4 protein-coding genes are annotated in these 13,329 nt (G+C 46.3%); 3 read left to right on the forward strand and 1 reads right to left on the reverse strand.

What is annotated here, in order from left to right; genetic code table 11:
- Positions 1–80: 80 nt before the first annotated feature.
- Both ACKTT9_RS11865 and ACKTT9_RS11870 read left to right on the forward strand, forming a co-directional pair.
- Positions 81–1,832, forward strand: a complete 1,752-nt coding sequence (locus ACKTT9_RS11865; RefSeq protein WP_407871716.1) for a CotH kinase family protein — start codon at positions 81–83, stop codon at positions 1,830–1,832.
- Between the two features lie 125 nt (positions 1,833–1,957).
- A complete protein-coding gene (locus ACKTT9_RS11870) occupies positions 1,958–2,257 on the forward strand; it encodes an ArsR/SmtB family transcription factor (protein ID WP_407871717.1) in 300 nt (99 codons plus the stop codon).
- A 69-nt stretch (positions 2,258–2,326) separates the two neighbouring features.
- Here ACKTT9_RS11870 and ACKTT9_RS11875 read toward each other — a convergent pair whose 3' ends face one another.
- A complete protein-coding gene (locus tag ACKTT9_RS11875; protein WP_407871718.1) occupies positions 2,327–3,517 on the reverse strand; it encodes an MFS transporter in 1,191 nt (396 codons plus the stop codon).
- Between the two features lie 1,028 nt (positions 3,518–4,545).
- On the opposite strand from ACKTT9_RS11875, the gene ACKTT9_RS11880 reads away from it, so the two are divergent.
- Positions 4,546–13,230: a cadherin-like beta sandwich domain-containing protein gene (locus ACKTT9_RS11880; protein WP_407871719.1), complete on the forward strand. Its 8,685-nt coding sequence runs from the start codon at positions 4,546–4,548 to the stop codon at positions 13,228–13,230.
- Positions 13,231–13,329 lie beyond the last annotated feature (99 nt).

Genomic DNA, 13,329 nt, shown 5'->3' on the forward strand with positions numbered 1-13,329 from the left:
GTTTCATTAAAGGTTGTTCTCTTAAACTAAGTGCATCACAGTCGTTCATGCAGCGGCTACTTAGAGAAGGAGATGCCAATATGAATATAAAAATGTTAGTAAAACAAGCCGGCTATGTGTTATTATGCTCAGCTTTGCTGACGGCATGCAGCCAAGGAAAAACGCAAACGTCAGGTACTTCGACGGAAGCTGTAGTAGCGGCCGCGGCGAGCACTTCAAGTGCGCAAACGCTGGGGTATGTCAAGGAAATGGATAAAACCAAAATCATGTCATTCTCCATTGATGTTGATGAAGCGAAGTGGCAGGAGATGCTGGATAACGCAGCAGAAGAGGAATACATTTCAGCAGATGTTACGATTAACGGAATGACCATCAAGAATGTCGGAATCCGGCCCAAAGGTAATTCCAGCTTGAAACAAGTTGTAGCAGACGATACGACAGACCGTTACAGTTTTAAAATTAAATTCGATGAGTACGTAGACGGCCAAACGTGGATGGGTCTCGACAAAATCGTTGTTAACAACATGCAGTCCGACAGCAGCTACATGAAGGAGTATTTGAGTTATGACATCATGAGCTATATCGGGGTCGACGCTCCGCTGTATGCTTTTGCAGATATCCAAGTCAATGGCGAGGCATGGGGCTTCTACTTGGCGGTTGAAGTGATAGACGGCAGCTACCTCGACAGAACGAAAGACGGCGAAGGTGAGCTGTACAAACCGAACAATGATGGCGACATGCCAGGTGACATGGGTAAAATGGGGAATGCTACGGGGGCAAATGGCGAAACCGCCGGAGCCGGTGCACAGGCCGCTACAGGGAATACTGAGGGCGCAACTTCTCCGCAGATGCCGTCAGGTGACGCTGCGACGCAACAAACGGGCATGCCTCCAATGGATGGCAACGGGAACCGTGGTCCTGGCGGAGGCGGCATGAATGGCTCGCAGAACGGAGTTTCCCTCGTTTATACCGACGATGAAATCAGCAGTTACTCCGCCATTTTTGATAATGCTGAAACGAAAACGGATGAAACCGACTACGAACGCGTTATCGCGGCGTTAAAAAATCTGAGCACAGGCACAGATTTGGAGTCGTCGGTGGATGTGGACGCGGTATTGAAATATTTTGCCGCACACACGGTCGTGGTGAATATGGACAGCTACACCTCCAATATGGGGCATAATTATTACCTCTATGAAAATGACGGTCAACTCAGCATGCTGCCTTGGGATTACAATATGGCATTCGGCGGGTTCCAGGGAGGTAGTGCATCAGATGTCGTCAATCAGGCCATTGACACGCCGCTCTCCGGTGTAAGCCTGGAGGATCGTCCGATTCTTGGCAAACTGCTTGAAGTGCCTGAGTACATGGAGAAATATCATACCTACTTGCAAGAAATTGTGGATGGTTACTTTGCGGACGGTAAATTCGAACAAACGGTTGCGAACCTCGATCAATTGATTTCCAGCCATGTGCAAAACGACCCAAGCGCCTTCAACACTTATGACGAGTACAAAGCTGCTGTTACGGAGTTAACGAAGCTGGGAACACTTCGCTCGGAGAGCATTCAAGGTCAGCTTAACGGCGAAATCCCTTCAACGACCGAGGGTCAAAAAGCTGACGCCAGCGCACTGATCGATGCCTCAACGGTGGATCTGTCGAAGATGGGCAACGGGATGGGCAAAGGCGGTCCCGGCGGCAAAGACGGCTTCGGAGGCGGGCAAGGCCGATTCCCGAACGGAATGAATGGCGGTAATGGAGGTAACCAGCCTTCGACGGAGCAAGGAAGTGAAGCTGCCGGTCAGGCAGCTCCGGCACCTGCGAACGAATAGGAATAGTCCTCAAACCGCTCGTACCGAGTTGGTTTGAGGCTTTTTATTAAGGATGAACTAAATCTTGCATCGACAGTTAGATGGATATATAATTATATATGCATTATAAAAAGGAGGTTTGCGTAATGTCAGACATGACCGAATCGCAATTTACCAGAATATCCAGAGCATTAGCCGAACCTCGGCGTTTTCAGATACTCAAAGAAATTAAGGATTCCAGTCAACCACTGCCCTGCAGTATGTTGCTTGAGAGCCATAACGTGAGTGCAGCTACAATTTCTCACCATATTAAGGAGCTTGAAATTGCGGGTTTAATACAGAGCATTCGCGAAGGTAAATACATGAGCCTTGCTTTTCAACCAGAGGTATTGCAAGCATATCTTGATAAAATTTCTGAGGATCTAATAAAAAATCTAGCTGAGTAATAAAAAGAAAAGGTCATGAGTCGTTAAGGTGGTCAACCTAACGACACATGACCTTTTCTTTAGAAAATTTTATGCGGCTATCTGGGAAACTTCTTTGATTTTGGCTTTACGGGTAAGTGGTATGAAGAACAGGATAGACAAGAACCCAAGTAGTAAGAACACGATGCCAGACCACATGACACTTTGAATACCCAAGCCATTGATAAATGCACCACCAACCATTGTACCAATGGTAACCCCAAGATTTCCAAAAGCAACGAAAAGGCCATTAGAAAAGTCTGGTGCTTCGGATGCCGAAGACGTGATCATATATTGGGAGATATTAAGGCCAAATGTAAACAACACGCCCCACAATGCAATAAGCAGTATCATAGGAACCGTGAACGATCCAAATAAGAATAGAACCAAATAACTTACAACGAACACGAGCGGAAACACGAAGGCAGTTTTTAACGCATTATTCGTTAATAATCTACCTGCGAGCAAATTCCCCACCATGCCTGTTAAACCAAACAGGATAAGCATCAAGCTAATCATATTTGAAGACATTTCTGTTACACGTCCAAGATACTCTGCAAAGAAGCTGAATGTTGCATACATTCCGGACAGGATAAAAATCGCACCAAAGATGGCTGCCCAGACAACACCTTTCTTCAATACTCGAACCTGTGAGCCATAGGATTGCTTTTGTTTGACAGGTTGAGAAGGGACAAAGAGAAGAATAGCCAAGAAGGTTAAAGCATTGACGACGGCAAAGAACAACATCGCTAGCTCAAGATTCGTGTTGTCTGCAATGAAAGAAGCAATTGGAGTTCCAATAACCATTCCCGCGGTGACACCCATGAACACACGACCGATGGCTTTCGGAGCCATTTCCGGATTTACAGAGGAAGCAGCTGCCGTAAAGGCTACAGAAAAGTAAACGGGATGTAAGAACGCTGGAACAATTCTGGCGATTAAGGCTATTGTAAAATTGGGTGCGAACATGGACACAAGATTACCGACCACAAAGAGCCCGATAACCAGCAGCATAACGCCCTTGCGATTAAACCCTGAAAACAACAAAGGCAAAATTGGACCTGAAATCGCTACTGCGAGTGCGAATAGGCTGACAAGCAAACCGGCTGTTGAAACGCTAACGCCAAAGTTTTCAGCAATGAGCGGCAAGATCCCGATAATGCCCATCTCCGTATTAATGATTCCGAAGATCCCGAAAGCTAGGATAAAAATGATAAATGCTTTTGATTTCGTAACAGACACAAAAATTCACTCCTATTTGTATAATTTTTTTATCACTGATTGAAAAGTGACAGAAAAAATGTGGATGAGTTTCTCTTGGGATCAAGCTAGAATCGTGACAAAAGAATAACCTCCTCGCTATCAGTTAGACGCATGTATAACTATCGCATTGAAAGTGATAATCGTCAAGAGCAAAAATGTTTTCAGATTAACGATTAAATACTTGACAAAAGTGTTAAAATGATACGATACTTAGATAATCATCTAACCGAAATGAGGCAGGCTCTAAGAACAATGCGGAGCCTAAGCACTGAATAAAGACGGAGCAACCGGGGGAATTTAGTAGTGCTGTCGATTTCATAAGTCGAGCATACTGAAAAAATGATGGATCTCACATGGAATGGGCGAAGCTTGCCCACAAGAAACTACATAAATCGTTCATTGAGAGTCGGAATTCACCCAATCTTGCTGACGCGGAGCTGTCAAGCAGATTGCTGCACGAAGCATCGAAGAATCAACTTCTGAGTCGGCGCTTCGAGGACCAAAGGAAGTATATATGGGGTTGTACTAAAATAGGGCAATACTTTGGACAAAGCGCTTTGCGTAACGGAATATGACGAAGAAGAAGCAGATGCAGAAGCAAACATACTAGTGAAAAAATCAAACAAAAGAACGAAAGAGAAAAATAGGTTGCCAGTTGTTACTGGTCAACCTATTTTTTTTTTTTTTTTTTGTTTTTTTTGGTAAGTTAACACTTTTATGGGTCTAAAGGCTCTAAAACACGTTAAAGTGAAACGATATTATTATTGGACCTATGACTTTGGTAGTGAAAGAATAGGATAATTTATCTAAAGTCCCAATAAACCTTTTTCGTTATTTCGACAAAAACTATTATAATTCTAATACTTTTCTAAACATTTTATGAGAAAATGCCGATATAAACTTTATACACATCGACAAAATTCTACATTTAATAGGTACTAAGTAGGGGTGGTTTGGAACTACATTATGTAGGATGTTGATGAAAACTTAGAAAAGGGGAATAAACGTTGAATAGACGTCGGAAAGCCGGATGGGCCAAGCTATTAATTGCTGCATTGCTACTACAGTATATACCGCTCTTACACGGCGGGTTGAGTGTAGCTCAAGCAGCAGGAGTGGCTAACGGAACCAACACTGTGTTGCAGAATACATACGGTCCAGCAACAAAAATTACGGATTATACATGGAGTAGAGTAACAACGAATCTTGCGCCTGATGCTAGACAAGGTGCATCCATGGTCTTTGACGAAATGGCTGAGAATGTGGTCATGTTCGGAGGCCAGGATAATAACAAGTTCTTCGATGAGACTTGGATATGGGATGGCAAAGAAAAAACTTGGCAGGAACAACTAAACCTTGCGAGCTCTCCTCCAAAACGTAAAGGTGCAGCCATGGCTTATGATCCAGCCACTGGAAAAGTTCTTCTATTCGGAGGCGAGGGTCAGTCCGGCGTATTGCTGGGTGATACTTGGCTTTGGGATGGTATGAACGCGACATGGGAGCAAGTTACAGGGCTTCCTGACTCCCCGACAGCTCGCGGAGGCGCTCAACTTGCCTTCGATGGCAAACAGTTGATTCTGTTCGGAGGATATTCGGGCAGCGGAAGTTCTAAGATTCTGCAAGACGATACTTGGCTGTGGGATGGGACGGGCTGGACGGAAGCTAATCCTGCTCAGAAGCCGCCTGCTGCCTATGGCGGGCAGATGGCTTTTGACGGCCAAACGGCAGTTCTTTACGGTGGAAATGCAGGAACAATTACGAAAGAGTATACGAGTGATGGTACGAAAGTAACGAAAACGGTCACGCACGATGACAGCTCTCCATTATTGTGGAAGTGGGACGGTGAGGCAAAGTCCTGGAGTTCGACGAATGGTCCTGAGGCTTATGGGCGTTGGGGGCAGGCGATGGCCTATGATGGGCGCCGCGTTGTCTTTTTTGGCGGAGAACGCGACTATGTCCATACTTATGATAACGAATTGGTTAAAAAATTAAAGCTGCCATCGAGCACATATCCTCCAACGAGGGGGAGCATGGCCTACGGGTGGAATAGAAGTGCGTGGGAAACGGCTCCATTAAAATTTTCTACTGGAACCATGTATAAAAGTAACATGGATAAGGATGGAAAGGTATATGAAGTTCAAGGGCTTCCCAATCAGGTGCCTTTCCCGCTAAGTTATGCCAGCATGGCGTTTGACGGCAAAAACTTCGTCATGTTTGGTGGAAGTCGCGATCAAATTAGTATCATGGATAAAGTTTTCGGCTCAGTAGTTGATTCTGTGCCAGCAGGCAATATGAACGAAACCTGGCTGTATGGCTATACACCGCCGACAGCTCCTGGTGTTAAGCTTACGGTGGATCCGATGGAAATGATCTATTTTGATCCAAAACATACAGATGACACAATAAGCGTGGTCACGAATGTCTATGATGACGGTACTAAAGACATTATCGCACGAGGAGTAGAGTACCGAGAATACCCTCCAAAAGTAGTAGAAGGAGAAGAAGAGAAGTGGATTCAAGTACCTTACACAGCTACGGAAGAAGGAACAAGTTCCTTTACGGTTGTATTAAAGGGTCTGAAGTGGCAGCAACAATATCAAGTTCGCGGCTATGCAGCCAACGAAATTGGTAAGAGCTATACGGAAGCAGTGCCAATCATCTTGAATGATGATGATCAAACTATAAAAACACCAGATGTTCTTAAGTACGACCGGATCGGCCCATCAGTTCTACATGTGAAAGACAAGAAGCGATTGGTCGCAGTGGGTACAGGTATTCCTAATCTATTTCGTAAACCTGTAGGAGATATCCATTACTACTTGCAAAGCAAGGATGGCATCCAATATAACCTTAAAACTAATGTTATTAATGAGCGTCAATTGGAGTTGTTCTGGGATGAAAAAGATGGGGCTTTGCCTCCAGGAAAATATGATATACATCTGAATCATATTTACTATGGCGACTACGTATTCCCAGAAGCTCTCCTAATAACAGCACTGGACTTCTACAAACCAAGAAATTTCGCGAGAGTAGATGTACCTAGTACATCTGTTAGCAACGAAGTAAACAGTCTTGGTCTGCAAGGGTCTTTTACGGAAGAGCCGGATGAAAAAAAGCTCGGCATCTATGTTCTAAATGACACAACCGAACCGGTAATCATCAACGACTCGGTCATGTTCAAAGGCACCAGTCTTGTTGTGAACAAACAAACTAACCCAGCCACAATAACCGGCAACGGCCGCTTATATGTCAATGGCGGTGGAGCACTCGGTTCGAATCTGTCTTACACAATTCATGATGGGCCTTTTACCATCACGTCAGACAAGTTCTCTTTCGACTTGAACGGTTCGGAAGCGACAGACTACTTGAATATGGACATGCCTGTCAAAGCAAGCTCTCTCATTTTCACAAAAGAAGGCCTGCGCCTAACTGGTGATCTGGAAATCGGCTTGCAGGTAGGCAGTCAAAAGATTAAGGAAACTGTGCCGTTTGATGGCCTGAAATTCCGCAATAACCGCTTTGATTTGTCGGGTACCTTTACGATGAAAAATAGCTTTCAAGTTGGCCCAATCAAAGCAAGTGATACCAAATTCGTCGTGGAAAGCCGCATTCCTTATGTGGGTGTTCAGGGAACAGGCAGCTTACCAGATACGAAGTTAAGCTTCGATTTGAATATGAGAACCAAACAAGGACGTTTGGATAGCGTAAACTTCGGCATGTATCAGAAAGTGAAGCTGGCGTCGACAGGCCTTCAAGTCAATTATCTGTTCGGTAGCGTGGACAAACTTGCTGAGATGTCTCAGATTCCTCAAAAATTCGCTGTTACCGGATCTGTGAACGATGTCATTGTTCCTGAAATGAAGCATCCTCAGGCGAATTACAAGTTCAATCTGATCGGTACCGATTCCATTGATACGGATCTAACGACCTACGGTTTTAACGGCAGCGGAACGGAATATTACTATTGGCTGCCAGTGAAGAACATGAACATGCAAACGGTAGTGAATCCGGCCACGGCTGGAATCAAAGGGTTTTCTTCACCGGGCTTTGCAACGAAAGGCGACATCAATCTATTTGAAGTCGTTAAAGGAGCAATTGGCACGTACTCTTTTAACCAAAAAGGATTCAACGGCGCGATTAAAGGAACGGTTTATGTTCCAAAAGGGATTCCGCGTATTGGCGGAGCGACCGTGAGTAACGTTGCACTCAGTGTAAATGAAACAGGTGTATACGGGACTTTCAAACATAACGGCGTTGGCGCTAATCTGAAGTATACGTTTAATAACAATACGATTCTGTTCGAAGTGGAAGCAGAGCCACCTAAGAAGTCTTGGTGGGAAAAAGGTCTGGATTTCGTGAACAACGTTTCCGATTTTATGGACGCTGCAGAACCATGGTTGGACATTGCGGAAGAATTATTTTTAAGGAATACAGATTCGGGCAATCAGGCCAAAGAAGGCAATGAGGTAAGGATCGCTGCTGCGAATCCGCTTAAGCGTGTCTTTGATCTAAAACCGGTTAGTCTGTCATTCCAACCGGAGGAGCCAGTGCATACCGATGCGAAAGCACGCATTGTGAATGGACAGCTGACATCATTGGATCAAACACCTTTGATCACAACGGAAACCAATGCTGCAAACGGGAAGTCGACGGCTTCTTTTGCAGTGGAACGTTCTTTCACGGCACTTATTGCCTTGACAGGAGATCAACGGGCTGCTGTTTTAAAAGCGACTGCATCGGGACAAGGTTTTGAGCAGACTTTGCGTCCAGAAATCAGCTATGATGCCGCCAGCCAAACGACCTATATGCGTGTATCCTTGTTTGCAGGCAAATGGAGTCTAACAACAAACACGAATAGTCACATTCAAGTGAATGAATTGTTATTTGCCAGCGGAGCGCTGAACTTGAGTCAGTTGGCTGAGTTATGGTCGCAAACACCGGATCGCTCAGTTACCTCATTTACAGTGAAAGAGCGTGGAAGTTACGTACTTAACGTTGGTGAGGCTCAAGGCGATGTTATTGTTTACAAACCAGATGGACGGCCATACAGTCTGAACACGACACAGAACGAACCAAATTGGAATGCTTTGCGCGACGCCAATGGTCATGTGTACACGTTAGTGGATGCGGTCGAGGCCGGAACATGGATGATCAGCGCAGGCACAAGTCCAAGCGCCGTATTAAGCACAGTACCATCTAACGTGAAAATCGGGGATGTTGCGCAGTGGGTGCAGGATCAAGCTTATCCTACCGTGTTTGATATGACCAAGACAGATAATGGTCAAGCGATTGTAGAGATTTACGGGGCCAATGAGCAGACAAAGCTGTATGCGCCAAATGGTGAATTATACAAACTTCAAACTGACCCGAGTTTGCCAGGTTTGAATGTGCTGTATGATGAATCACAGCAGAAGAAAACGTTTTTGCTGGATGGTATTGATTTGAGTGGACAGTGGAAAGTTGTAAGCAATAGTTTTACAAGTGTTGTTGCCTACAAGTCGACAAGGAAGTTTAAGTCGATTAAACCACTGACGATGGAAGGCCGATTTAGCAAATATTTTGATATCGCCGAAAAAGGCGATTATATGTTGACGGTCAGCGGCGGAAATGCCAACACCGTGATTACAGGACCTGACGGTTCACCGTACACGCTGAACTTTGATGCTCCTGCTGGCAACGCTTATTTACAGCCGGCGTCAGACCGAGTATCAAGTGCAAGCCCAGGCGGAGATCCGCTTGAACAGACGAAGGTCTCAACACCAAATCCAGTGAATGACGGCAAGGATACGCTTTACGTGACACTCCTTAATGCGCCAGCTGGCAAATGGATGATTCAAAACGCGAAAAAAGTGGATTTGCAAATACAGAAACTAATCCCTCAGCCAGAGATTAAGGCTTCCGTGAAGACTGTAGCTGGTGTGGAAAATCGTGTTCAAGTTGCGTGGTCTATGGAGAATGCATCATCTGATGCACAAGTAACGATGATGTTAACGGACAGCGCCGATCAATGGGTTGGGGAAGTTATTCAAAGCGGTCTGCCATCTTCCGGCAGTAAAGCTATTGATCTTCCGACTTCCATGCTGCCTGGAACTTACTATCTTTCTGTAGTAGGGGAAAGTGCAGATAAAGCACCAATCCATGTTATTGCAGATGCAACTGTTGAGGTGACTGCGCCTATTTCACTGAGCACACCTGAGCAACCTAAGGTGCTTTCTACAGGAAATGGAGAAATATCCTTGCACTTTGCTTCTATTGCAGGTAACGTGACTGCTTATCGTATCTGGGTTAGTGACAGTACGAACGGCAAAGCGGCAGTTCCGGTGATGGATATAACACCTGAAGCGGGAAGTGAGCAGAACGCCGTAATAACTGGATTAACGGCTGGAGCAACGTACCAGATAGCCGTCTCGGCTATTGGCAATGAGCAAGGGCGTGTTGTGCTCAGCCCAACATCTGCGAGTGTGACGACGGATTTGCCAGTTCCGCAACCGTCAACGTTAGCAGTGTCGCTTGACGCTGGCGCACAACCCGTCATTGAACAAACGTATACGTCATATGACGGAAATGAAGAGACGTTGTTGCTTACAGCAGCTGAACAAGCCTCTTTGAAGGTGACGGCTAATCAAGCTGCAGCTATTACTTTGTTTGTGAACGGACAGCAGCTTGGCAGCATCGAGCAAGTAGCAGCAGGTGGAACTTCCACGTTTGTTCTGCAAGATTTGCTTCAAACGGCTGTATTGAAAGAGCGGGAATATAACGTATTGGTTGAAGCCGTGAATGAGCGCGGCGATCGCAGTACGGCATACCGCAAGATTTTCATTGACCGCACCGGACCGATGTTGATCGCTTCCGGAGGCAATGACGCGCAGGGCAAGCCGATTTCGTTGAATGGTATCGTTACAGATACCAGCAGAGTTTATATCACCGGCCAAACTGACGCGGGAGCTAAGCTTGTTGTCAACGGTATTCAAGTACCGCTGGATGACAAAGGGAAATTCGACTATTTCGCACCATTGGAGTGGGGAACATCGACCGATCGAGTGCAGTTCACGATGACGGCTACGGACCGGGTTGGCAACAAAACGGAGTATGGCTTTGAAGTCATTCGCGGTGTAGCTGAAGCAATTCCGGCAACCCCTAGTGATCTTGCAGCACTGACAACAGGCAACGCACAGATGCGCGCTCCGTATCAATTCGGTACAACCGCTTATCAAGCTTTAGCTTATTCGGACAACGTTCGTGTTTATGCAGTTCCGATGGCTGCTGCTTCTGTCGTGACGATCGACGGCAAGACAGTTTCTGAGAGCGGTTATGTCGATATCGCGGTGCCTGTTACAGGGAAATCGGTATCCATCAAAGTGCATTCCGATAGTGCAGGAGACAAGTTCTATACGCTAAGTCTGGATGGAACAGGTTCCAATGAAGCATTATTGGCTACATTGAAGCTTACGAATGCCACGGCTTCGCAAAAAAGCGATGTGCTTCCAGCGCAAGCCTTCACAGGGGCGGAAGAAAGTTATGCCGTTTATGTGGATAACACCGTGGACACGGTAACCTTGACACCTGGCGCTATGAAAGCAGGTTCCAGCATTAAGGTAAAAGGACAATCCGTTCAGAGCGGGCAAGCATCCCAAGCGATTCAGCTGCAAGTTGGCGAGAATCAAGTTCCTGTGGAGGTTACCTCTCCGGACGGTGCGGAAACACGAAGCTACCAAGTTGCCGTATGGCGGGAACCAAGCGGTAATGCGCTGTTGCAAAGCTTGGGGCTTGCTACAGACGGAGCTGATTTGTTAGCTGATTTTAACCCGGCAGTGAAAAATTATGAGGTACTAGTGCCTTACACAACAGTCGAGTTTAAGCTTCTGCCAGTTCCCGAACAGTCGGATGCAGAAATTCATATCGATGGTCAAAAGGTAATGAGCGGAGCGGTCTTGCCCCTTCCATTTACGAAGGATGCACAAACCTATGCCATTGAGGTCAAAGCTCAAGATGGGACGACGCTCACCTATAACATTTCTGTATTGCGTAAGCAGACAGTGCCTGGGCAGCCGCCATTACTGGCGAGTTTGCAGGCAGGTACGATCTTGGACGGTGCTTTTACACCATACAAGCTTAAATACGGAACGATTTCAACAACCGAAAGTGCTAACGCAACAATTAAGGCGATTACCAATGATCCAGAGGCAACGGTAACGGTGCAGCATGTAAAACAAAAAGGCGGCGGCACCTTTGAACCTGCTCTAGCAATTGGCAGCAATACCATTATCGTAAATGTGGAGTCAGCGGACCTTAAGTCTTCACAGACTTATTCCATCGACGTCAAACGTATCGAGGAATCAAGTTCTGGTCCTGACACGCGCCAAACGACGGTTGCTGGAAGCTCCGGAGGTTGGACTTTCCAAACCAACATCGTACGGACCCAATCGTCAGATGGCAAAGTGCTGGATACGGTGAAGTTGGATGCCGTGGATGCACGTAGGATTTTGGAAAAAGCAGCACAGAATAATGACCAGGTTGCTCGCATTTATGTAACGGACTTGCCAGAAAATCCTGCGGATGAGCGGATTGTCAGCTTAAATGCAGAAACGGTTAACTTGCTTGCAGGTGGCGGCATGGCGCTGCAACTGGTACTGCCTGACGGGCAGATCACAGTATCAGCGGAGTCTCTGAAGCAAATGAGTAAAGACAGAAAAGATGCTTACTTCCGAATTGTTCCAGTCCGTGTTGAAGCTGAGCGCAGTGAAGTAACAAAACGCGTGCAAGCTGCTGAGCTTGTGCTCAAAGATGCAGGAGATCGATCTGTCTCCATTATCGGTCAACCGGTCAAGATTGAGACAAACTATTCAGGATACAAAACGGAAGTTGTATTCCCGCTGAATAACCTCAGCCTGCCGGATAACGCAGCAGCGGCCAAACAAATTTTGGATGAGCTGGCTGTGTACATTGAACATAGCGACGGCGAAAAAGTGCTAACGCACGGAGAAATCCGTTATGATGCGGATGGCAAACCAGTCGGTATTGCTATTGAGATCAGTAAGTTCAGTACATTTACCATTATTCAGAAAAATGGAGCGAATGCACTGAAACCTTATTTATCCGGTTACCCGGACGGCACATTCCGTCCTTCACAAGCCATTACGCGTGCGGAATTGGCGATGGTTTTGAATCGTATTGGCGCTGGGAAGTCCAACAATGATTCGGCATCGGCACAACCTAGCGGTTATCCGGACGTTGCCAAAGAACATTGGGCGGCAGAAGCCATTGCCAATATGCAGCGCGCAGGTGTGATGCTTGGCGATGACACCGGCTTCCGCCCAGATGACGCGATTACCCGCGGGGAAATGGCCAGCATTGCTGCAAGGCTGCTTCCTGCGGGAGATGCTGGAAGCAGCTCCTATGCGGGATACAGCGATACGCAAGAGCATTGGGCTTTAGAAGCCATTAAGAAAGCTTCGCAAGCGGGCATTTTGCAGGGTTATTCCGATGGCACCTTCCTGCCGGAAAAGCAATTGAATCGTGCGGAAGCAGTAACGATTTTGAACCGATTGTTTAAGCGGCCGACCGCCGATGTGAAGTCATCGAGCTGGCCGGATGTACCGCAGGAGCATTGGGCACTTCGTGAAATTGAATCAGCCTCCGGCACCGTACAAACATTGTCTGATGGCAGTGTATACGTGGTACCAAATCATTAATAAACTTTACACAAAAAAGCCCATGAGCATGAACTGCTCATGGGCTTTTTCATGTTAAAACGCATGATTCTCATAACTTGTTATTTTGCTGGTAGAAGC

The sequence above is a fragment of the Paenibacillus sp. P36 genome (assembly GCF_045866505.1).
In the GTDB taxonomy this organism is placed as follows: Bacteria; Bacillota; Bacilli; order Paenibacillales; family NBRC-103111; genus Paenibacillus_E; species Paenibacillus_E chondroitinus.

Excerpts from the sequence above, each read along its gene's own strand:
- ACKTT9_RS11865 (WP_407871716.1), top strand. The coding sequence starts at position 81 with ATGAATATAAAAATGTTAGTAAAACAAGCCGGCTATGTGTTATTATGC.
- ACKTT9_RS11870 (WP_407871717.1), top strand. The coding sequence starts at position 1,958 with ATGTCAGACATGACCGAATCGCAATTTACCAGAATATCCAGAGCATTA.